Below are 22,103 nucleotides of genomic sequence, written 5' to 3'. Positions count from 1 at the left end.
ACTTGACATTATAAGGAAAAAACCTTAAAATAAGCTGTTATTAAAATCAGCTAGAAGAGGTAATATATGAAAAAGCAATCACTCTTTTTTGTTCCAGGTATTATCCTGATTGGTGTTTCCTTGCGGACTCCTTTTACTGTTTTACCCATTATTTTGGGAGATATTTCTCAAGGGCTCGGAGTAGAAGTTAGTTCGCTTGGTGTATTGACCAGTCTTCCTCTCCTCATGTTTACCCTCTTCTCGCTATTTTCTACCCGACTGGCTCAAAAAATCGGCTTGGAGCATCTCTTTACCTATAGCCTTTTCTTCTTGACCATCGGTTCTCTCATTCGACTAATCAATCTGCCCCTGCTCTATCTAGGAACCTTGATGGTTGGGGCAAGTATCGCAGTCATTAATGTTCTGCTTCCTAGTCTTATCCAAGCCAATCAACCAAAGAAAATTGGTTTTCTGACTACCTTATATGTAACCTCTATGGGGATTGCAACGGCTCTGGCCTCCTATCTGGCTGTGCCTATTACACAAGCCAGTTCTTGGAAAGGACTTATCATCCTCCTCACCCTGCTCTGCCTAGCAACTTTTTTGGTCTGGTTGCCTAATCACCGCTATAATCACAGACTGGCTCCACAAACCAAACAAAAAAGCAAAACAAAGGTCATGCATAATAAACAGGTCTGGGCAGTGATTGTCTTTGCAGGTTTTCAATCCTTGCTCTTTTACACCGCTATGACCTGGCTACCTACCATGGCCATCCATGCAGGCCTATCCAGTCACGAAGCTGGCTTGCTAACCTCTATCTTCTCCCTGATTAGCATTCCTTTTTCAATGACTATCCCAAGCCTGACAACCAGCTTGTCTACTCGCAACCGTCAGCTCATGCTCACTCTGGTTTCACTGGCTGGCGTGGTCGGTATTTCCATGCTCTTTTTCCCAATCGGTAATTTCTTTTACTGGCTTGCCATCCATATCCTCATCGGAACCGCGACCAGCGCCCTCTTCCCCTATCTCATGGTCAACTTTTCACTCAAGACAAGCGCCCCTGAAAAGACTGCACAATTGTCTGGTTTATCTCAAACAGGAGGCTATATCCTAGCAGCCTTTGGGCCAACCCTCTTTGGTTACAGTTTTGACCTTTTCCACTCTTGGGTGCCAGCTGTAGCTGCCCTCTTACTCGTCGATATCCTGATGACTGTGGCCCTCTTTACAGTGGACAGAGCTGATAAAATCCTTTAAACTTCTAGTTTTTCCTAGAAGTTTTTTATATATAAAAATTTTACACATTTCTCTTGACAGGGCTTTCATTTAGATGTACAATGTATGTGTAGAAAAATTATATATAAAAATCTTACACATTAGAAAAGGAGGTTCCCCATGTACTTTCCAACATCCTCTGCCTTGATTGAATTTCTCATCTTGGCTGTACTGGAGCAGGATGATTCTTATGGTTATGAGATTAGCCAAACCATTAAGCTGATCGCTAATATCAAAGAATCTACACTCTATCCTATCCTAAAAAAATTGGAAGGCAATAGCTTTCTGACAACCTATTCTAGAGAGTTCCAAGGTCGCATGCGCAAATACTACTCCTTGACAAATGGTGGTATAGAACAGCTCGTGACCCTAAAAGATGAATGGGCACTCTATACAGACACCATCAATGGCATCATAGAAGGGAGTATCCGCCATGACAAGAACTGAATACCTGACTCAGCTAGAACTTTATCTCAAAAAACTGCCTCAGGCTGACCAAATTGAAGCCATGGACTATTTCAGGGAACTCTTTGACGATGCTGGAGTCGAGGGAGAAGAAGAACTCATCGCTAGTTTAGGAACTCCTAAGGAAGCAGCTCACGAAGTCCTCTCCAATCTTCTCGATAAAAAAATTAATGAGGCACCCGCTCAAAAGAATAACCGACAAATTTTGCATATCGCCTTGTTAGCTCTCCTTGCAGCACCCATCGGTATTCCTCTGGGAATCGCCATCCTCGTGTCCCTGTTCGCAATCCTTGTGGCAGCCTTGACTGTCATTATAGCTTTCTTTGCGGTTTCTATACTTGGTATCATCGGCGGATTCCTATTCTTAGTTGAAAGTTTCACTGTCCTAGCCCAAGCCAAATCAGCCTTTATCTTGATTTTCGGTTCTGGTTTACTAGCTATCGGTGCTTCTTCGCTAGTTTTATTAGGTATTTCCTATGTAGCTCGCTTCTTCGGCCTACTCATTGTTCGCCTGGTGCAATTTGTTCTTAAAAAAGGAAAGAGAGGTGACCAGCATGCGTAAATTGACAAAAGGATTTCTCATTTTTGGTGTGGTGACTACCGTTATCGGCTTTGTCCTGCTCTTTGTAGGCATCCAATCTGACGGAATTAAGAGCCTACTGGCCATGTCCAAAGAACCTGTCTATGATAGCCGTACGGAAGAGCTAACCTTTGGCAAGGAAGTCGAAAACCTAGAGATCACTCTCCACCAACACGCGCTGACCATCACAGACTCTTTCGATGATCAAATCCACATTTCTTATCATCCATCTATTTCTGCTAACCATGATCTTATCACAAATCAGAACGATAAAACGCTGAGCCTCACTGATAAGAAACTGTCTGAAACTCCATTTCTCTCTTCTGGAATTGGCGGGATTCTCCATATCGCAAGCAACTACTCTCGTCGTTTTGAAGAAGTTATTCTCCAATTGCCAAAAGGGAGAACTCTAAAAAGAATCAACATCTCAGCCAATCGCGGTCAAACCAGTATCACCAATGCCAGCCTTGAAAATGCGACCCTCAATACCAATAATGGCTATCTCCTCCGAATTGAAGGAAGTCGTATCAAAAACAGTAAACTCACAACACAAAATATTATCAATATCTTTGATACAGACCTTACAGATAGTCAGCTAGAGTCAACAAAACATCACATCCACGCTGAAAATATCCAAGTACATGGTAAGGTGGAATTGGTAGCGAAAACAGACCTACAACTGCTACTTTCCGAAGAAGAAAAACAAAGAATCAACTTAGATCTTTCAACAAAACATGGTTCTATTCTTCATTTTGTGAGAGAAGGAAGACATTCATTTAACAACAAAGAAAACAAAGATGAACGATTAAGCAATCCTTATAAAACAGAAAAAGCAGATGCAAAAGATCAACTCATGGCAAGAGCAGAACAGGATATCTATCTACTCAAATCAGAGGAACACGAGTCTTCTTCTAGAAATCATTGAAAAAAGCGCTTACATCTGCTACTATGGAAGCATATTTATCTAACTAAAAAGGAGGTTCTACCATGAAACAAGAATGGTTTGAAAGTAATGATTTTGTAAAAACAACAAGCAAGAACAAGCCTGAAGAGCAAGCTCAAGAGGTTGCAGACAAGGCTGAAGAAAGGATAGCTGATCTCGATACACCAATTGAAAAAAATACTCAAGTAGATGAGGACGTCTCTCAAGCTGAAGTCGAACTTGAAAGCCAGCAAGAAGAGAAAATTGAAACGCCTGAAAACGGTGAAGCGAGAACAGAAATAGAAGAAAAGAAAGCATTAGATTCTACTGAGGAAGAGCCAGACCTTTCTAAAGAAACAGAAAAAGTCACTATAGCTGAAGAGAGTCAAGAAGCACTTCCTCAGCAAAAACCAACCACGAAAGAGCCCCTTCTTATCAGTCAATCCTTAGAAAGTCCCTATATCCCCGACCAAGTTCCAAAATCTACGGATAAATGGAAAGAGCAAGCGCTTGATTTTTGGTCTTGGCTAGTGGAAGCAATCAAATCTCCTACGAGCAAGCTTGAAACAAGTAACACACACAGTTACACAGCCTTTCTCTTACTCATTCTGTTTTCTGCATCTTCCTTTTTCTTTAGTATCTACCACATCAAACATGCTTACTATGGACATATAGCAACTATGCATAATCACTTCCCTGAACAATTTGCTTCATTAAATCTCTTTTCGATTATCTCTATCCTAGTAGCAACAACACTCTTCTTCTTTTCATTCCTCTTGGGTAGTTTCGTTGTGAGACGATTTATCCACCAGGAAAAAGACTGGACGCTAGAAAAGGTTCTCCAACAGTATAGTCAACTCTTGGCAATCCCAATCTTCCTCACTGCTATTGCTAGTTTCTTTGCTTTCTTTGATAGCCTACGATTTACAGCCCTCTTGTGTGTGATTAGCATTGGAATCATTCTACTTGCTAGCCTCCATATCATTACAAGACCAAGTCAAGCAAGTGAAACCGACTCCTTCTATCAATTATTCTTGTCTGTCCTTGTGAACGGAGTCATTATCCTCCTCTTCTTTGTAGCTGAAGTCGCACTGATTGGGAATTACCTTCGTATCTTAGCCTTTCTTTAAACTTCAATCCTGTCTTTCATGGCAGGATTTTTTATATGTAAAAAAGCAAGTCAATTGACCTGCTTTACTTTTCTTGTGCTAATGTTTTAAAATCTTGTCCTAGGATGGGTTGCACTTCTAATTGATTGGCATCTAGTTGGTGGTAAGATGCTGATGGTAGTGACTCTAGGAATTTTGCATAGTTCAAGCGAGCAATGGCTTCATAGTCTTCTTGTTTAGAGCCGTCTCCTGTGATTTGAACCAAGTCAATCTCCCATTGGACTTCCTTATCCACCAATTGCTCAATATAGGCTGCAGGCACAAATGGTTCTCTCGGTAACACTGTCTTGACGCCTTGAGCCAGATGGTAAACACCATGCACTTGGCCTTCTCCATCCTGATAGAAGGAAACTCTTGCAAAGTAAGCATCGGTCTCTTGAACCGCACGTACACGTGCTTCAAATTGAGCCAAGCCATCTGCCTCTAAAAAGTTTTTCAAGTCCTCATGACTAAAGAAAACAGGATTAAAAATTCCTTGGCAAATCGTAAAACGAGCTGCATTATCTGTCAGATGGGCTTGAAGACTTGCTTGGAAATAAGCTTCAAAATCAAAACCATCTAGTCCTTCAATCTCAGTTCCTGTGTAAGCAAGCAGGGCATCTAAAAATGATTTGATAATCTGCCAGTCTGTCTTCGTGAGTAGGTCAGGAAGATCGACACGGTAAGCCTTTTGACCATCAGCATAACTGACTTTAAAGAGAAATTGCGATTGCCCCACTATCGCACACTCGATATACTCAAGACGATTAAGAGGCTGACGCAGATAGACTGCATCATAGCTATGTGACTCCAAGCCATTTACCAAGGCCAAGAGCGACTTGGCAGTCAAAATTTCCTGTTCTCCTAAAATGCTCTGTTTATTTGGAATAAAAAATGTTTTCACCATAATTGGACTCCTTTGAAATCGTTTACACATAGTATACCCTATTTTTCTGAAAGATACAGAAACAAACTTTGGATTTTTGAGTACAAAGCATAGAAAAACAGCCCCTGAGGACTGTTTAATATTATACTGTAGCTGCTTGATCCAAGCTTTCACCGATAGCGGCTAGGCGCTCGACAACTTCAGCTTGTGTCAATTCATGTTCTGAAACATAGCGGTTACGTGGGTGAACACGGCACTCGTGTGAACATCCACGAAGGTACTTGTCTTCATTTTCTTCTGATGTCAAGATACGACGGTTACAGAATGGATTTCCACAGTTGACATAACGTTCACATGGTGTTCCATCAAACCAGTCTTTTCCTACGATAGTTGGGTTGACATGGTTAACATCTACGGCAATACGCTCGTCAAAGACGTACATTTTCCCATCCCAAAGTTCACCTTGGACTTCTGGGTCTTTACCGTAAGTTGCAATTCCTCCGTGCAATTGGCCGACATCTTTGTAGCCTTCACGGACCATCCAGCCTGAGAATTTCTCACAGCGAACACCACCTGTACAGTAAACCACGACGCGCTTGTCCATGAATTTTTCCTTATTATCACGAACCCACTGTGGCAACTCACGGAAGTTGCGGATATCTGGGCGGATAGCCCCACGGAAATGTCCTAGGTCATACTCATAATCGTTACGTGTGTCAAGGACAACGGTATCTTCGTCAAGAAGGGCTTCTTTGAACTCTTTTGGAGACAAGTAGGCACCTGTTGTTTCAAGTGGGTTGATGTCGTTGTCAAAGTCGTTGTCTTCCAAACCAAGGTGGACAATCTCTTTCTTGTAGCGAACAAACATCTTCTTGAAGGCTTGTTCACTTTCTTCGTCAATCTTGAACCAGAGGTCTTCCATGCCTGGGAGGCTGTGAACGTAGTCCATGTATTTTTGAGTTGTCTCATAATCCCCTGAAACTGTTCCGTTAATTCCCTCGTCAGCGACTAGGATACGGCCTTTAAGGCCGATTGATTTACAGAAAGCCAAGTGGTCTGCAGCAAATTGCTCTGCATTTTCAATTGGAGTGTAAAGGTAGTAAAGTAAGACACGAATATCTTTTGCCATAAGATTTGTTCTCTTTTCTATTCTTAAATTTTCAGAATTTTTCATCTAACTATACTAGTATACCTGCTTGAGAAAACGAATGCAATTTATTTGACTGGAAATTGTAGAAAGTGGCCTGTCCCTGCACTTCATCAGTAACCATAGCGAATAGCAGATAATTCTCTCAATTTTTTGATCTGCTCAGCTTGACTTTCTGATAAACTTAGCTTGTTATCAATCAATACGCGCGCAAAGTCAACGTTCATTTGACTCAAAATAAATGGAGTAGAGGTCCCATCGTCCTCTAATCGTCTTTTATAACTCACTAACAGATTTTTCAAGGGAGCAAGTTGAGGTGTATCCTTTATATCTTCCAATAGATGATCTATGATTGTCATGGCTTCACAACGTCTTTCGTTGCCTCCAGCAAACCATTTTAATGGTGTCATTCTCATTTTCCTCCTTAAATTGAAAAGCTATCATTCCTAACTCTCGCGCCAGTATTTACCCAAACACCCTGTGTAAAAAAGTCAGCAAAAATGGTAATGTTGCGAAAATATTATTAATCACATGCACCGCATAGGATGGATAAATGCTCTTGGTATAGCGGGTCAAACTAGCAAAGATGATGCCAGATGTTGCAAAGACGAAGATATCTAACAGACTAGGCAGACTCAAAAAATGAGGAAGAGCAAACAAAATGGAAGGAAGAAGCAAATCAAGGCCAAATCTAGAATGCTTAAAGAAGGCGTGTTGCAGTAATCCTCTATAGATCAGCTCTTCCATAAGTGGAGTCAGAAAGAACAGGGTTATGTAGATACCCAACTCAGCAAAGTTAGTCTCACTATAACCTATCAATACGGCCCAACCTTCAGCAGTTGACTGAACATGTTTAGCTGTCTGAACGTTAAAAGAGATATAGAGCACTACCACTAGTACTGTCAAAATCGAATACCAAAGCCATTTTTTTCTCGGAATGCGAAAGAGATAACCATGGCCTGTCGTAACCAGAATCCAAATCATGACTCCGCTAAATAGCAAACTCAAGATATTTTGAATCCAGAAGAAATTGCCAATCTGGGAAGAAAATTGCCAATAATTTTGGACAATAAGCGTCAGCTGAGAAAGACCAAATACAAAAAATAGGTAAGAGAAAACTGCACTTATTTTGAGTAAAAGCTGATACTTCTTCATGTGAACCCTCCTTTCTAAAATCGGAACATCTCTAATATAAGCTATATTTTCCTAAATCTTTACTCCAAATCCTAAATGTTACTTGATATTTCCTGAATGGTTAAATAGTGATAAGAAAACATGGATATCTATGTTCTTGTTTCAAAAAATCACTGCCTCCCCAAACAAACCTGAGGAAAACAGTGATCACATTTTTAGGAATTAGGAATGAATACACGAAATCAATTGATCTTATGATTTTTTGTTTTTCAAGAATTCATCGTATTGTTTTTGCATTTCGTTCAATACTTTTTCGTAAGCACCTTCAGATTTCAATTTTCCCATCAATTCTGGAATAGCTTTATCTGGGTCTACAGTACCAGTGTTGATAGCTGTATCGAATTGTTGCATTGTGTTAGAGATTGCTGAGATTTCAGATTTCACATTGTCAGTGTTAAAGATGAATCCAAGCGCTGGAGATTCTTTAGCTTCTGCCAATTGTTTCTTAGAATCTGCAATTTGTTGATCTGTAACGTTTTCGTTGATGTAAAGGATCCAGTTGTTACCAGTGTTCCATCCACCCATGTGAGTGTTTCCTTTGTAGCCATCAAGTACTTTAACACGGTTTTCTTTTCCTTCAATTTTCTCCCAGTTCTTGCCTTCTGGACCGTAAACAAGACCGTTCAAGAGTTCTGCGTTAGTGTTCAAGAGGTTCAACACTTCCATTGATTTTTCTTTGTTCTTAGAGTTATTTGAGATAACAAAGTTAGCAACTTGTGTTGTTTGGTTTTTCTTGATGAAGTTAGTGATTGGTTTGATTTGGATATCTTTGTTCGCAACACGTGAAAGCAAGCTGTTACCATAGTCAGCTGGTCCTACTGTTTCTTCACGAACGAACCAAGTATCTTGTTGAAGGTCAAATGAAGTATCGCTTGTTGCTACATCTTTTGGAATGTATCCAGCTTCATAGAATTTGTGAAGAGTCTTCAAGTGTTCTTTAAAGCGAGGCACTTCGTAACGGTTTACGATCTTAGTAGTGTCCCCTTCAAGGTCGATAACGAATGGAAGTCCGTTTGGAACTGGGTAGTCAAAGTTATCAGATGGGATGAAGTTCTTAGTAACCGCAAATGGCACTACATCTGGAGCTTTTTCTTTGATTTGTTTCAAGACTGGTTCAAGTGTTTCATATGAAGTGACACCTGAAATATCGATACCGTATTTAGCAAGAAGAGTTCCGTTGAAGGCGAAGTTTTGAGATGATGCAACGTTGGCTGCAACTGGAACTGCGTAAATTTTACCGTTAATGCTGTTACCTTTGATGTAAGCTGGGTCAAGTGCTTTATAAAGCTCTGCCCCTTCTTTCTTATACAAGTCAGTCAAGTCAGCATAGGCACCTTTTTGAGCATTTACAACATAGTTAGATGCAAAGGCGATATCGTAGTTTTCACCAGATGATGTGATAACTGACATTTTCTTATCATAGTCACCCCATCCAAGATATTGGATATCCAATTTAGCACCAACTTTTTCACCGATGATTTTGTTAGCATTTTCTAGCAATTCATCTAAGTTATCTGGTTTGTCACCGATTTGGTACATTTTGATAACAGTTTTTTCACCTGAAGCTGAGTCAGCAGCTTTTTTACTGTTACCTGAAAGGTTTCCACAAGCAGCGAGACCAGCAGCCAAAGCGACTACGCTAGCAGATGCAAAAGCATATTTTTTCCAGTTTTTCATGACAAAAACTCCTTTTTTTATTTTTAAACTTATAAACAATGTAATGATCTTAACTTCACGCAAGGGAAGTTTGGAAATGAGAAATGATTTTTCTCAACAAGCACTATTCTTTCACACCACCGATAGTCAAACCTTTTACAAAGTAGCGTTGGAAGAATGGATACAAAATCGCGATTGGAAGTGTTGCAACCACAACCATGGCCATACGTCCTGTTTCTTTCGGTAGAGCAACTCCCAGTTGACCAGACAGGCCGACTGCTTTGGCGATGTAATCCATATTTTGTTGGATTTGCATGAGCAAATATTGCAATGGATACAAGTTGTCACTCTTGATATAAAGAAGGGCGTTGAACCAGTCATTCCAGAAACCAAGAGCTGTTAAGAGCGTGATGGTTGCGATACCTGGTAGTGACAATGGCAAACAGATTTGGAAGAAGATCCGGGCCTCACTAGCACCATCGATACGAGCGGATTCTAGAATAGCTTCTGGAATGGTCTTCTTGAAGAAGGAACGCATCAAGATGATGTTAAATGGTGAGAGAAGCATTGGAACAATCAAGGCCCAAACTGTATCACCAAGTTGAAGTAAACGAGTGACCACGATATAGCCCGGTACCAAACCCGCGTTAAACAACATACTAAGAAGGGCAAAAATCGTAAAGAATCTGCGATACTTAAAGGTTGTCCGTGAAATAGCGTAGGCATAAGTTGTTGTGATAAAAACGTTTGTGATAGTCCCCACCACTGTTACAAAGACTGAGATGAAGAGGGCTTGGAGAATTTTATCCTTAAACTGTGCCAAAAACTCAAAACCGTCTAATCCAAATTGAGATGGGAAGAAGCTATATCCATTTTGGAGGATACTCTTTTCATCTGTCACCGAAATAACGATAACGAATACAAAAGGTAGGATACAAGAAAGGGCAACCAAACCAGAAATGGTACTAAAGAAGATATCTGCTTTCTTACTGAAGGAGTGAATGCCGACATTATCAATTTTTTCTTTTTTAATTTTCTTTTCTGCCATATTCTCCTCCTTTCTAGAACAAGGCTGAGTTTGGATCAACTCGTCTTGCCAGTAAGTTTGATAGGATAACCAGAATCAAGCCGACAACTGATTGGTAGAGACCTGCTGCTGAAGCCATCCCGATATCCGCTGTCTGAGTCAAACCGTTATAAACATATACGTCCAAGACGTTGGTTACATTATAAAGCTGACCAGCATTGTGGGGGATTTGGTAGAAGAGACCAAAGTCTGCACGGAAGATGTTTCCGACTGCAAGGATGGTCAATACAGTTACCAATGGTGTCAACTGCGGAATAGTTACATTGCGAATTCGTTGCCATTTGCTAGCCCCGTCCACTGTCGCTGCTTCGTAGTAGGTTGGATCAATTCCCATGATTGTCGCATAGTACATGACACTGCTATATCCAAAGCCTTTCCAAATACCAAGGAAAAGTAGGAGATAAGGCCAAATACCCAAGTCAGCGTAGAAATTGATTTCCTTCATTCCGATAGATTCTAGGAAATGGTTGAACACACCTTTGTCAATGTTTAGGAAGGCATCTGTAAAAAAACTGATGATAACCCAAGACAAGAAGTAAGGGAACAACATGGAAGTTTGGAAGATCTTAACCATTCTCTTAGAACGGAGTTCACTTAAGATGATAGCAATCCCTACAGATACAATCAAACCGATAAAGATAAAGCCGAGATTGTAGAGGACAGTATTTCGAGTGATGATAAAGGCGTCTTTTGAACTAAACAAGAATCTGAAATTATCGAGTCCGACCCATTTACTATTCACGATACTATCTATAAATCCATTACTGGTCATGTGGTAGTCTTTAAAGGCAACCACGTTCCCAAATACTGGAATGTAGAAGAATAGAATCAACCAGAGTGCCCCCGGCAAAACCATTAAGAGAAAGATCCAGTTGTCTCTCAAGGTTTTTGAAAACTTATTCATAATTTCCTCCCTTTTTTATTTTGATATCCATCTAAAAATTCCTTTTTAGACTTTTGATAACGATTACATTATTAGTATACTCCTATTTGCAGGTTAGGTTAAACTACTAATTATAGAAAAAACTCCACAAATTATTTTATGTGGAGTACTTTTTAAGAAAGGGATGTTTCACGAGAAACACTCTGAGTAAGGCAAGGTGTTCTTGTTTTTTATGTCGTGTAAATGGTTGAAGCTGTCGCAATGGTATGCCACTGGTTGGCTGTTGTGGCTGCGAAATCCTTGTCTGCGTAGAAGTCTGTAAATGGCAGGATTTCCACTTCTAACTCATCGATACGGTCCAGCTGACCAGCCAGATAAGCCTCAATACGACTTTCTGCGCGTTTGATGCGTTGCAAGAGTCCGCCCATACGGATATCGACCGTATCCAAACCAAAGACCTTGTTTTCTTTCAGCCATTGGTGGCTAAAGAGGGCATGGAAGTGTTCGATTTGGCTTCTGAGTTCTGGTAATTCTTGTCTGGCGATTTCTTGTAGGCTTTCCTTATCATCCACTTGATAGGCTTGACGAATGCGTCGTCCCACATCCACTTTGCTACTTAAAATCTGGTTCAACTGGGCCTGAGTTTCAAAGAGGTAGGCATAGTTGGCAGCTTTTTCTTTAATGTTAGCAAGCGTCTCAGCAGCCTGAGCGAAGTGCGGTTTGTCCTGTTCAGGTGTCATGTGCTGGTCAAGTATCGGACAGAGAACATCCTGATAAAAGACATAGCGGTTGGGATTGATGCCACTGAGATTGCCTGGTAGGTCTGGTAAAAGGTTGGCTAGGTCAATCTGCATGAAATCCTCAACTGATAGACCTGTATTAGTCTTGAAATGATCAGACAAACGGTCTAGGTCATTGCGATAGCTGAGTTCTGCCCAGATTTGCAAGCTTGGTAGGATAGAGAATTGGGCTGTTTCCCCACCATTATCCCCCCAACCCGTTACAATGACTTCTTTTATCTCATTGGCACGGCAGGCTTTATTAGCCTCAATAGCTACTAGACGGCTGAAATGGTTATTGGGTGTGAAACCAATCCACTTCCAAGCACCTCCTGCAAAGGCAAGGTCATGGCTAATCTTGTGATGGTTGCGGAAATTGCGATTGTATTTTTCCTCGCTATCCTGATAATAGTCCCAGTAAACCAAGGTTACACGGTCTTTGAGACGGTCTAGGTAGACACGAGTTTCCTCTGGAATTTCCACATCACGGTCGTACTGGCCATCTGCTGACATAAGTTTAAAGAACATATCACTCCACATCTGGCAGTGGAAACCATATTTGTCAGCAATATCCAGCACGCGTTCCAAGTGTTGGCACATGAGGAGACTACGATCCACAACACCGTTCAGAATCAAGTAGCGTCCCAAACCAACCAAGTGGGCTTCGTCCATCCCGATATTGACCTTGCGAGTTTGTAGTTTAGACAGGGTAGCAAACATGCCATCAATCAGGTCATAAACCTTTTCTTCGCCGATAAGAAGAATATCCTCCACATCACGGAGCTCCTGGACTTCTTTGACACCCCATTTGACAAAGGCTGACAAGTGAGCCAAGGTCTGGATACATGGCACAAAGGTCATGTCAAACTGCTGGGCATAGGCTTCGATCTCCTGCAACTCCTCAGCCGAGTAGGCTCCACGGAAATAGCCAAAATAAGGCTGCCCCTCAATCTGGTAGGTGTCTTCCATGTAAAGCTCAAAGGTTGAGTAGCCCATGAGAGCCAAGACCTCAATCATCTGCTTGGCAGAAGCCACATTCAGCACCGCATTTCGAGAACAGTCTGCCATATAAGCCAAATCTTCATAAGCTGCTTGTTCCTCAATCTCTACCTTGTCACCTTCTGCTAGGGATGTTGCCAATAGGGACAAGGCACGATAAAGTTGGTGAGGTTTGCGATAGGTTAGTTGATAGTGGCCACCCTCACCCTTGATAGAGATAGAGGCTTGGTCAGACTGAGCGACAGCTACCTCTACATCTGGTAGAAAAATGTGTTTTTTTAATACTTCAATAGCTTGCGCTTGTTTGTCACTAATTCCTGTAAATCTTACCATTGGTTTTCCTCCTGTAGCCAGTTGACAAGGGCACCGTAGAGATTGGCATCTGCATGATAGGTGCAGGCCTGGATAACAGGTGCGACTGTGTATTCTTCGTAGGTATCGACAAAATAATCAACAGCCTTCTTGACACCTTGAATAAAATCTGGATTTTGACTGATAGAGCCTCCCAGGCTGATGACATCTGGATCAATAAGATATTGGATATTGAGCAAGCCTTGCGCTATATTACGATTCATGCGCTCGATAGCTTCTTGACAAAGGGTATTTCCTGCTTCGGCCTCTTGGTAAATCTTGCGACCGTCCCAATCAGTCTGACCAGATTTTTCAATCACGTAGCGTACCATATTCCCAGTTGACGCTAGTTGCGACCAGTTGTTGAGCTTTTCAGCAGGGGCAAGGGTGGTCATGTAGCCAAATTCTCCACCCAGGCCATGGCGACCTCGATGAAGTCTACCATTGATAATCATGGCTCCGCCAATCCCTGTCCCAATCACGACACAGGCTGCATTTTCAAATTCTGGATGAGCCAGTAATTCACTGAGTCCAACGCAGTTGGCATCATTTTCTAGATGGACAGGAATCTGATAAGAGCTAAGCGCCTCATACCAAGAAAATCCGTGAATATAGGGCACCGCACTGAAGCCATCAATCACACCTGTCTCTTGATTGACCGCGCCTGGAACGCTCATAGCAATCCCGCTATAATCCTGCTCTGACAAGCGCTGGTCTAACCAAGCTAGTAAATCCTCCAAGTTTTCAGGCGTTGAGATACTTGTCTTATCTAGTATTTTCCCATCAGGAGTCAGACTGGCAAACTTAATTCCAGTTCCTCCGATATCAATCGTTGCAATGGTCATTGTTTTTACCATAAAAAGGGGCGAATCAGCAGTTAGTTCTTACCTTTTCGCCCCTCCTTTCTTTTTATGTTTACTCTTTGAAATTAAATTTCTTCTTTTTTGATGAATTCTGTACGAATCTCTTGTGGTGAAATGAGGCCTCTATGAACTGGGTATGGTCGTTCAAGTAGGTCAAGGAAGAGATGTTGACTTTCCGGTACACGCACATTTTCACTACACATATTGTAGTAACGAAGAACATAGCCTTCTTCATTTTCAGCTACCTTAAAGGCTGTTGGACAGATTTGCGGTATGCTGAGAACAGAATGGCTCAAGAGGCTACCAGTCGCAGCCACGCTTCCTTCTTGTTTAGCAAGCTGAAGGCTGGTAAACGGTGTCTGCAAGGCCTTAGCACGACGGAAAGCTGAGAAGCGTTCTTGGACTTGGTGGCATTCAAGCGCAAACTCGACTTCAAACTCACGCAAGCATTGTGCTTCTGGTGTTGGGAAGTAACCCCAGTCACCTAGCTCACCTGTTGCACGCAAAATAGTCACTGCAATGGTGTCGTCTCCAAGGATTTCGTATTCATTCAATCCCTTGTTGGATACAGTCACACCTTTTTCATCGTCATACAGACTAACAAAGGCTTGTTGGTGTTGAGGATTTTCAGGATTTTCCCATGAAGCAGCTGGTTTGTTTGGTCGTGTCACCACCTCATAGATGCTTTCAGAATCATTACTTGGACGCGTGTTATGAGTCTTAACCAAGAGACGGATACGATGATCTTTGGCAGTGTTGGTAAAGCGAGTCTTGCAACGGATTTGTGGATTGTCAACGAAGACAGTCAACTCAGTTTCCAGAGGAATGCTTGTCAATTCTTCTGAACGTCCCGCCTCACGCTTCATAAACTCGATGATACCTTTTTGCTCTTCTTCTAGCTTTTCATCTGCACTGACAGGCACAGTCAATTCATGTTTGAGCAAAATCTTAGCGTAGCGAGCTGTGTTTTCCAAGACCTCGTAGCCCTTAAGCTCTGCATAGATTGGCTCTGTTCCTTTTGGTTGGAAATAGATATACTCGTTTCCGATGTCACCACGGTCTTCGAAGCGGATAAAGTCTTCATAGGCTTCGTGAGTTGTCTTGTCATAGACTGTGATGTTGTCATCCACACTCACCGTTACAAATGGCGTATCAATCACTCCGTTTTGGTAAATACCGTCGCGGTGTTCTTGCTCTCCTTCCAGCAATTGGAAGGTTGTCCAAGAAAGTGGCGCTAGGTGAACTGGAGTGGTCACGCGCACTTGTCGAGCAATACGAGCTTGGCGGAACTTGTCTTTTGGTAAATCGTACTCAAAATTAGCTCCGAGGTCTTCGATTTTAGCCTCTACAGGACGACCATCCAAGTCCTCCACACGATAGCTTGGCAAGATAAGAGCAGCCATCTTCTTGTAGCCTTCTGTTGGGTGCAATTCCTTGAAATCACAAGTCGCAACATCAATCACTGTGCTGACAGTATCAACCTTATCATGCAAACCTGTGTTAATGACAGTAAAGAGATAATCACTTTGAGCCTTAGACGTAGCGATTTTACCCTTCCATTCGTTAAGAAGATTGCCCTTAACAAAGTTTCCGACTTGATTGACCTTGGCAAAACGCGTTTCCATCTCGCGGTGAACTTCGTCCACGCTACAGCCACAGATGCTATCATGTGGCGCATTCTGCAAAAGTGTTTTCCAAGCATAGGTCAACTGATCCTTGTGGTTATGACCCCCAGTGATAATCGTCAAGGGTTCTACAACTTGCTCTAAGAGGTTGCTATTTTCTTGGAAGGATTGTTTGAGATAAATACGAGATGAAGAAGTGTTGGCAAGTGTGTACCAACCATCTGTTTCCTGACTGGTCAACTCACCTGTAACCGTTGATAATTGCTCTGGTAGGGCACTTCCCACGGCTTGGACATATTCATCAAAAGAACTATGAACAAAGGTTACATCTGGGAAGAGTTCATTTGCCACACGAATGGCTTCACTCAGATTTTTCTGGACAGGCTGATGGTCACAGCCGTTCATCATCAACCATTGGTTGGTCGAAGCATAGTCACGCACGTCTGCCAGTTTTTGTTTCCAGAAGGTCAAGGCCTCGTCTTTATCAACTGGAATTTCATTCCCATTACTATACCAGTTGGCAAAGAGGATACCGAGGACACGACTACCATCCGCACCCTGCCAGTACATTTCTGAAAACTGGGAAGTAAACTGCTCATCTTCGAGAACTTGGTTGTCAAATCCAATCGGCTTCACACCACGACCAAAGGCTGCCACGTGAATGCCTGATTTTTGAAGGATTTGAGGAGCTTGCCCCATATTTCCAAAGGTATCTGGGAAGTAACCAACCTGAGTTGATTTGCCCCATTTTGCAGTTTCTTGCTGACCAATAAGAGTATTGCGGACATTGGCTTCACTTGAAATCAAGTAATCATCCTGCAAGATGTAAAAAGGACCAATTTTAAGTTTGCCTTCGTCGATGTATCGTTGGACTTTGTCGCGATTTTCAGGGCGAATCTCCAAGTAGTCATCAAGGACAATGGTTTGACCATCCAAGTGGAAGCTCTTGAACTCAGGGTCATTTTCAAAGAGATCAAAGAGATTGTCAAATAATTCCACCAACTGCATACGGTGGCTTTCAAAAGGCAAGTACCACTCACGATCCCAGTGACTATGTGAGATAATATGTACGACAACATTTTCCATGAAGTAAAACCTCATTCTAAATTTAAATTTTTATTGTTAACGTTTTAAATGTAAATTTGTGATTCTTTCCAAGAATCAGTTACGCTAAAGCATGTTCCTTAGCGGATATCCAAGTAATCCAAGACCAATTCACAGAACATCATGTTAGCCCAAGAGAACCATTCACGAGAGTAGAGAGTTGGGTCGTCCACGTGGAAGCTTTCGTGCATGACACCTGTACCACCATCGCAAGCAACCAGCTGATCCAACAAGAATTTCTTCTCTGCCTTATCTCTTGTTGTCAAACCTTGGATAGAAAGGGCGATTGGCCAGATATAGCGATAGAAGGTATGAGAACTTCCGAGACCGCTAGCGTATTCTCCTTGGTAGAAGTATGGATTTTCAGGGCTCAGAATGGTACGACGAGTTGCTTGATAGACTTCGTCGTTGATATCGCAGTAGCCCAGATAAGGCGCAGCCAACAAACTTGGTACGTTTGGATCATCCATGATGCTGGCATTTCCTAGGCCATCCACTTCAAAGGCATAAATCTTTTCGCCCTTGCTGTTGCTTGTGTAGGCGTAGTTTTCGATACCTTCTTGGATTTCCGCTTTGAGACGCTTAGCATCAGCAATAACACTCTCGCTATCAGCTAGGTCTAGTTCTGCAAAGATTTCTTGAACATACCCCAAAACAACAACTGCAAACATATTTGACGGAATCAAGTAACTATACTGACAACAGTCATCACTCGGACGAAAGGCTGACCAAGTCATACCTGTCACTGCAAAGTCAGGGCCAAATCCATCATTTACCAAGGTGTCTTCCTTACGGTCCGTATCTCGGACAAAACGATAAGGAGAGTTCTTGTGGTCTTGTTCCACTGTCCACAGATGGAGAATTTCCTTAGTCGCTGCGACAAAAGTCTCATCAAACTGGCTAGTCTCGCCAGTCTCTTTCCAGAGGAGATAAGCCAACTGCAAAGGATAGCAAAGCGAGTCCACCTCATACTTGCGTTCCCAAATCCAGCCATTAAGGTCTGTGTGGTCGGTCTCGTGGTGCCCCTTCCAGTTTTCCTCAATGTTAAAGGAATTGGCATAAGGATCCTTGAGTACCAAGGTCATCTGACGTTTGACCAAACCTGCAATGGTCTGACGCAGGAGGGGATCTCTTTTAGCCACATGCAGGTAGGGTCTGAGTTGGGCTGTCGAATCTCGAAGCCACATAGCAGGAATATCACCAGTGAGTACAAAGGTTGAACCATCTTCTAGGATTTCAACCGTATTGTCCAAGGTGTCTGTGTAGCAACGCTCGAAAACATCCACCCACTCTGGATGGTCCTTAGCCCGCTCTGCCACTTCATCTAGCCATTCTCTAACAATTTCTTTTGAATAAGTCATCGTGCAGTATCCTCTTTCAAACAAGTTTCATTTTCAGTATATAGCTTTTGAGACAGAAAATACATACACAAATGATAGTCATTTTTCTACAAAATAGTTATCTTTGAAGCTCCTTTTCTAAAGACTTCATTTTTCTGATATAATGTAGAAAAACAGCTAAAGGAAAGACTATGAAACCACTACTTGAAACCATCGATACCCGCTTTGGAACTGCCAGCAAGCATGCCTTTTCTCGGGGAAATACCCTGCCATACACAGGCGTGCCTTTCGGGATGAATTACTTTGTACCCCAGACCAGTGACCAGGAGGGCTCTTGGTTTTTCGATCCGCATCTGCCTATCTTTCAGGGGATTCGGCTAACTCACCAGCCCAGCCCTTGGATTGGCGACTACTCTTGGCTCCTTCTGACACCTGTCACAGGCCAGCTAGGTGGAGACAGCCTCTTCCATCGTCAGTCTTCTTATGACATAGATAAGGCCTCTTTCAAACCTCATTATCTGAAGATTTTCTCCCTGCGCTATCAGATTGAAACCCAGCTCACACCGACTTGCTACGGTGCTTCTATTCGTTTGGAGCAAAAACAAGGCAAAGCCCTCTCCCTCTACCTTCACGCAGCAGATGAACTGACCGTGGAGCAAGTAGATAAGCGAACTCTTGCCCTGCGACAAGAAGGTAAAACTGAAACCAACAAAAATCCACTGATACTGTTCACTACCCTGCAAATGAATACGGATATTCTTGCTATCAGCCAAGAAGGGGGAGACTGGCGAATTGACTTAGCAGATAGCCATGCTGAGATTCAGCTAGCAACTTCTTTCATCTCGCCTTCTCAAGCACTGCTTAATCTACCTCAAAAAGATTTTGAAAGATGTAAAGCAAGTGCCCAAGCGGATTGGGAAAATCTTCTCCATCGTTTTGACGTTATCGAGACAGGAGAGGCTGACAGAACCTTCTTTGATCACTGTCTCTACAGACTCTTCCTCTTTCCTCAGACTTTTTATGAGGTTGATGAATCAGGGCAAGCCATACACAAAGATTTGGCTACTGGAACTGTCAAGCCTGGTGTCCTCTTCAGCAACAATGGTTTCTGGGATACATTCCGCACCACCTTCCCCCTCTTTGCCCTTATCATACCGGAACACTACCACCGCTTTTTAGAAGGATTTCTCAATAACTACCGCGATACTGGTTTTCTCCCAAAATGGCTGGCTCCAGATGAACGGGGTATGATGCCAGGTACACTTTTAGACGGTATTATCGCCGATAGCGCCTGCAAGGACATGGCCCCCGACCTAGAAGAAGAACTCCTCCAAGCCATGCTTGAAACAGCCAGCAAGACCGACCCTCTCGGCATCAATGGTCGTCACGGACTAGCCCAATACCAAGAACTGGGCTATCTCTCTACCGACCGCCACGAAAGCGTCAGCCACACCCTAGACTATGCCTATAGTGACTTTTGTATCGCCAGCTGTGCCGAGAAACTAGGGAAAATAGAAATTGATGAAACCTACAAGGCCACATCACAAAATTACCACCATCTATTTGACGCTGAGACAGGTTACATGCGAGCGCGTGATGGTCAAGGCAACTTCCGTCCTGATTTCTCTCCTTATAGTTGGGGACGTGATTATGCCGAATGTTCAGCCATCCAAGCAACTTTAGGCGTCCTCCACGATATCCCAGGCTTGATCCAGCTTATTGGTGGAAAAGAAGCCTTTAGCAACTATCTTTTAAAAGCCTGTCAGGAGGCTCCCCTCTTTGAGACAACAGGCTATGGCTACGAGATTCACGAAATGAGCGAGATGGCTACTGCTCCTTTTGGACAACTCGCCATTTCCAACCAGCCAAGCTTCCACATTCCTTATCTATTCCGTTACAGCAACTACCCTGACTACACTGCCCTTCTCATCAAGACTCTCCGTCAGAAGGCCTTTCATCCAAGCTGGCAAGCCTGTCCTGGCGATGAAGACAATGGTAGTCTCTCTGCTTGGTACATCTGGTCAGCTCTCGGATTCTATCCAACCTGTCCAGGCAAGCCCAGCTATGATCTCGGAATCCCTCTCTTTGACCACCTCCGTATTTACCTAGCTAAAGAAAATAAATGGCTAGATATTCATACTGAGCAAAACCACAGCCATTTTAACTTTGTAAAAGAATGTCGACTGGACAAAGACCTAGTATCAACTATTCAACACCAAGACCTCTTGAAAGCTGATCAGCTAACCTTCACCCTTAGCTGGTTGCCAAGTCATCCGTCCACTTCCTGAAATACAAAAATCTCCTAGCAGGCTTTCCTGCTAGGAGATTTTCTTATGAGAGGTACTTGTTTAAGCTTTGAAAATCGGATTTATCATCTGATGTTTATCAAACAATCTACCAATTAAGCTTCTTCGTCTTCTTTACGACGACGGCCTGCAAGACCAAGACCAAGTAATGCACTTGCGGCAGCTGCTACCATAGCTACAGTAGAATCTGCTGTACCTGTATTCGGCAACTCTTTAGCTGCTTTACGCGCGTTTGTTGCTGCTTCTTGGCTAGCATTAGCTGCTGCTTGAGTAGTAGCTGGAGCTACAGCTGGTTTTTGAGCAGCTTGGTCGTTAGCTGGAGTTGCATGATCAGTTGATGAAGCAACTTTCGCCATGAAGTCTTCGATACGTTTAACCATTGCATCCACTTCTGCTTGACTTGCGTCTGCATTAGCAAATACTTTCTTAGCATCTGCTGATAATGCATTCGCTTCTTTTGCAGTTTCTGCATCAAGCTTAGCTGATTCTTTAATGATCAATTCATCTAATTGATGGATAGCACCTTCTAACTTAGCTTTATTCACTTTTGCATCAGTGTTATTAGCTGCGTTATTGCCAGAAGTTCCATTTCCACCATTGTTTGGAGCTGAAGGACGTTGTTTAAAGATATCTTCAGCGGCAATTGCTAAAACTTTACCATCTTTAGTTACAACAGTTGCATTTCCTGCTTTATCGAAAATAACTTCTACCACATCAGCATTTGCTCCTTTAATCTTAACTTTTGCAGCTTCTTTTTCTGCATCTGTTAAGTTATTGAGGTCTGCTACTGTTTCTTTTTCGAAGTCAAGGTTGATGTTATCTCCGCTATTCTTAACTGTTACATCACTTGCTGTTTTCACTAATTGGTCTTTTGCAATTGATACTGTATTTCCATCTAATGTGACTGTTGCGTTCCCTTTATCGTCTACTACTACAGTCGCTCCTGGATTTACTGCTTCAATTGCTTTCTTAACTGCTGCTTTTTCAGCATCTGTTAATTTTTCCTTATCAGCTACTAATGTGCGAATAGCAGGAATTTTAACAGCTGTATTCTTAGCTGCATCTGCCAAATCATCTGCTGGAATGACTAGGTCTAAAGCTGGAATGTTAAGAACTGTACCATCACCTTTAGCTACTGTTGCATTACCCTTATCATCCACTACTACAGTTGAACCTGGGTTGACTGCTTTAACCTTATCTTCGATCGCTTTCTTCTCTTCTGAAGTTAGAGCATCTGGATTTGCTACTACAGTTTTAGCTGCTGGTGTATTTACATCATTACCTGCATTTTCTTTAGTGATATCATCTTGTGTTTTCACTAAATCAGTTGCTGGAATGACCGCTGTCTTACCTTCCGGAGTTGTAACTGTTGCGTTCCCTTTATCGTCTACTACTACAGTCGCTCCTGGATTTACTGCTTTAACCTTATCTTCGATCGCTTTCTTCTCAGCATCTGTAAGTTTGTCTGGGTTAGCTACTACAGTTTTAGCTGCTGGTGTATTCACATCGTTACCTGC

18 protein-coding genes are annotated in these 22,103 nt (G+C 42.4%); 6 read left to right on the top strand and 12 right to left on the bottom strand.

From position 1 onward, the window contains the following. Positions 1-66 precede the first annotated feature (66 nt). From O3599_RS08525 to O3599_RS08505, 5 genes are all read left to right on the top strand, one after another. The gene (locus tag O3599_RS08525) at positions 67-1,233 is read left to right on the top strand and encodes an MFS transporter (RefSeq protein WP_024057315.1); all 1,167 of its coding nucleotides are present in this window, start codon (positions 67-69) and stop codon (positions 1,231-1,233) included. Positions 1,234-1,371: 138 nt separating this feature from the next. Then, the gene (locus O3599_RS08520) at positions 1,372-1,698 is read left to right on the top strand and encodes a PadR family transcriptional regulator (protein WP_000273858.1); all 327 of its coding nucleotides are present in this window, start codon (positions 1,372-1,374) and stop codon (positions 1,696-1,698) included. Then, the gene (locus O3599_RS08515; RefSeq protein WP_049543184.1) at positions 1,685-2,278 is read left to right on the top strand and encodes a DUF1700 domain-containing protein; all 594 of its coding nucleotides are present in this window, start codon (positions 1,685-1,687) and stop codon (positions 2,276-2,278) included. Before O3599_RS08520 ends, O3599_RS08515 begins: the two co-directional genes overlap by 14 nt. Next, the gene (locus tag O3599_RS08510) at positions 2,271-3,221 is read left to right on the top strand and encodes a DUF4097 family beta strand repeat-containing protein (protein WP_247939235.1); all 951 of its coding nucleotides are present in this window, start codon (positions 2,271-2,273) and stop codon (positions 3,219-3,221) included. Before O3599_RS08515 ends, O3599_RS08510 begins: the two co-directional genes overlap by 8 nt. Positions 3,222-3,283: 62 nt before the next feature. Continuing rightward, entirely contained in the window at positions 3,284-4,348 is a 1,065-nt protein-coding gene (locus O3599_RS08505) for a DUF6574 domain-containing protein (protein WP_247939236.1), read from the top strand. A 64-nt stretch (positions 4,349-4,412) separates the two neighbouring features. On the opposite strand, the gene O3599_RS08500 is transcribed toward O3599_RS08505, so the two are convergent. The 11 genes from O3599_RS08500 to O3599_RS08450 all read right to left on the bottom strand — a co-directional run bounded on the left by O3599_RS08500 (position 4,413) and on the right by O3599_RS08450 (position 18,301). After that, positions 4,413-5,273 (bottom strand): DUF4299 family protein, encoded by an 861-nt coding sequence (locus tag O3599_RS08500; RefSeq protein WP_247939237.1) that lies wholly within the window; start codon positions 5,271-5,273, stop codon positions 4,413-4,415. Between the two features lie 121 nt (positions 5,274-5,394). After that, the gene (locus O3599_RS08495) at positions 5,395-6,381 is read right to left on the bottom strand and encodes a rhodanese-related sulfurtransferase (RefSeq protein WP_001030020.1); all 987 of its coding nucleotides are present in this window, start codon (positions 6,379-6,381) and stop codon (positions 5,395-5,397) included. Between the two features lie 131 nt (positions 6,382-6,512). Then, positions 6,513-6,809: a bacteriocin immunity protein gene (locus O3599_RS08490; RefSeq protein WP_371512569.1), complete on the bottom strand. Its 297-nt coding sequence runs from the start codon at positions 6,807-6,809 to the stop codon at positions 6,513-6,515. Between the two features lie 55 nt (positions 6,810-6,864). Continuing rightward, entirely contained in the window at positions 6,865-7,554 is a 690-nt protein-coding gene (locus O3599_RS08485) for a lysostaphin resistance A-like protein (RefSeq protein WP_371512567.1), read from the bottom strand. A 231-nt stretch (positions 7,555-7,785) separates the two neighbouring features. Next, positions 7,786-9,270: an ABC transporter substrate-binding protein gene (locus O3599_RS08480; RefSeq protein ID WP_371512565.1), complete on the bottom strand. Its 1,485-nt coding sequence runs from the start codon at positions 9,268-9,270 to the stop codon at positions 7,786-7,788. 103 nt (positions 9,271-9,373) lie between these two features. Then, complete coding sequence (locus O3599_RS08475) at positions 9,374-10,297, bottom strand: carbohydrate ABC transporter permease (protein ID WP_000818353.1); 924 nt, start codon at positions 10,295-10,297, stop codon at positions 9,374-9,376. 13 nt (positions 10,298-10,310) lie between these two features. Then, positions 10,311-11,240, bottom strand: a complete 930-nt coding sequence (locus tag O3599_RS08470) for a sugar ABC transporter permease (RefSeq protein WP_001032152.1) — start codon at positions 11,238-11,240, stop codon at positions 10,311-10,313. A 209-nt stretch (positions 11,241-11,449) separates the two neighbouring features. Beyond that, the gene (locus tag O3599_RS08465) at positions 11,450-13,330 is read right to left on the bottom strand and encodes a beta-N-acetylhexosaminidase (RefSeq protein WP_371512563.1); all 1,881 of its coding nucleotides are present in this window, start codon (positions 13,328-13,330) and stop codon (positions 11,450-11,452) included. Continuing rightward, the gene (locus O3599_RS08460) at positions 13,324-14,193 is read right to left on the bottom strand and encodes an ROK family protein (protein WP_049515644.1); all 870 of its coding nucleotides are present in this window, start codon (positions 14,191-14,193) and stop codon (positions 13,324-13,326) included. The genes O3599_RS08465 and O3599_RS08460 overlap by 7 nt, the downstream gene beginning before the upstream one ends. Before the next feature lie 83 nt (positions 14,194-14,276). Further along, the gene (locus O3599_RS08455) at positions 14,277-16,922 is read right to left on the bottom strand and encodes an alpha-mannosidase (protein ID WP_371512561.1); all 2,646 of its coding nucleotides are present in this window, start codon (positions 16,920-16,922) and stop codon (positions 14,277-14,279) included. A 98-nt stretch (positions 16,923-17,020) separates the two neighbouring features. After that, positions 17,021-18,301 carry a glycoside hydrolase family 125 protein gene (locus tag O3599_RS08450; protein WP_371512559.1) on the bottom strand — a complete coding sequence of 427 codons (1,281 nt, stop codon included), beginning with the start codon at positions 18,299-18,301 and terminating at the stop codon, positions 17,021-17,023. Between the two features lie 170 nt (positions 18,302-18,471). Here O3599_RS08450 and O3599_RS08445 point away from each other — a divergent pair, with 170 nt between their 5' ends. After that, positions 18,472-20,568, top strand: a complete 2,097-nt coding sequence (locus O3599_RS08445) for a GH92 family glycosyl hydrolase (protein ID WP_371512557.1) — start codon at positions 18,472-18,474, stop codon at positions 20,566-20,568. A 113-nt stretch (positions 20,569-20,681) separates the two neighbouring features. On the opposite strand, the gene O3599_RS08440 is transcribed toward O3599_RS08445, so the two are convergent. Continuing rightward, on the bottom strand, positions 20,682-22,103 hold a 1,422-nt coding region (locus O3599_RS08440), incomplete at its 5' end, for an LPXTG cell wall anchor domain-containing protein (protein WP_371512555.1).

Origin of the sequence: Streptococcus sp. 27098_8_103, assembly GCF_041432345.1 — a bacterium.
GTDB lineage: Bacteria > Bacillota > Bacilli > Lactobacillales > Streptococcaceae > Streptococcus > Streptococcus mitis_BV.
The sequence above is the reverse complement of the archived record's forward strand: the minus strand, read 5'-3'. Positions and strand labels throughout refer to the sequence as shown.

What these genes read in the sequence shown, in the direction of transcription:
- O3599_RS08525 (WP_024057315.1), top strand. Translation starts at nt 67, where the DNA reads ATGAAAAAGCAATCACTCTTTTTTGTTCCAGGTATTATCCTGATTGGT.
- O3599_RS08520 (WP_000273858.1), top strand. Translation starts at nt 1,372, where the DNA reads ATGTACTTTCCAACATCCTCTGCCTTGATTGAATTTCTCATCTTGGCT.
- O3599_RS08515 (WP_049543184.1), top strand. Translation starts at nt 1,685, where the DNA reads ATGACAAGAACTGAATACCTGACTCAGCTAGAACTTTATCTCAAAAAA.
- O3599_RS08510 (WP_247939235.1), top strand. Translation starts at nt 2,271, where the DNA reads ATGCGTAAATTGACAAAAGGATTTCTCATTTTTGGTGTGGTGACTACC.
- O3599_RS08505 (WP_247939236.1), top strand. Translation starts at nt 3,284, where the DNA reads ATGAAACAAGAATGGTTTGAAAGTAATGATTTTGTAAAAACAACAAGC.
- O3599_RS08500 (WP_247939237.1), bottom strand. Translation starts at nt 5,273, where the DNA reads ATGGTGAAAACATTTTTTATTCCAAATAAACAGAGCATTTTAGGAGAA.
- O3599_RS08495 (WP_001030020.1), bottom strand. Translation starts at nt 6,381, where the DNA reads ATGGCAAAAGATATTCGTGTCTTACTTTACTACCTTTACACTCCAATT.
- O3599_RS08490 (WP_371512569.1), bottom strand. Translation starts at nt 6,809, where the DNA reads ATGACACCATTAAAATGGTTTGCTGGAGGCAACGAAAGACGTTGTGAA.
- O3599_RS08485 (WP_371512567.1), bottom strand. Translation starts at nt 7,554, where the DNA reads ATGAAGAAGTATCAGCTTTTACTCAAAATAAGTGCAGTTTTCTCTTAC.
- O3599_RS08480 (WP_371512565.1), bottom strand. Translation starts at nt 9,270, where the DNA reads ATGAAAAACTGGAAAAAATATGCTTTTGCATCTGCTAGCGTAGTCGCT.
- O3599_RS08475 (WP_000818353.1), bottom strand. Translation starts at nt 10,297, where the DNA reads ATGGCAGAAAAGAAAATTAAAAAAGAAAAAATTGATAATGTCGGCATT.
- O3599_RS08470 (WP_001032152.1), bottom strand. Translation starts at nt 11,240, where the DNA reads ATGAATAAGTTTTCAAAAACCTTGAGAGACAACTGGATCTTTCTCTTA.
- O3599_RS08465 (WP_371512563.1), bottom strand. Translation starts at nt 13,330, where the DNA reads ATGGTAAGATTTACAGGAATTAGTGACAAACAAGCGCAAGCTATTGAA.
- O3599_RS08460 (WP_049515644.1), bottom strand. Translation starts at nt 14,193, where the DNA reads ATGACCATTGCAACGATTGATATCGGAGGAACTGGAATTAAGTTTGCC.
- O3599_RS08455 (WP_371512561.1), bottom strand. Translation starts at nt 16,922, where the DNA reads ATGGAAAATGTTGTCGTACATATTATCTCACATAGTCACTGGGATCGT.
- O3599_RS08450 (WP_371512559.1), bottom strand. Translation starts at nt 18,301, where the DNA reads ATGACTTATTCAAAAGAAATTGTTAGAGAATGGCTAGATGAAGTGGCA.
- O3599_RS08445 (WP_371512557.1), top strand. Translation starts at nt 18,472, where the DNA reads ATGAAACCACTACTTGAAACCATCGATACCCGCTTTGGAACTGCCAGC.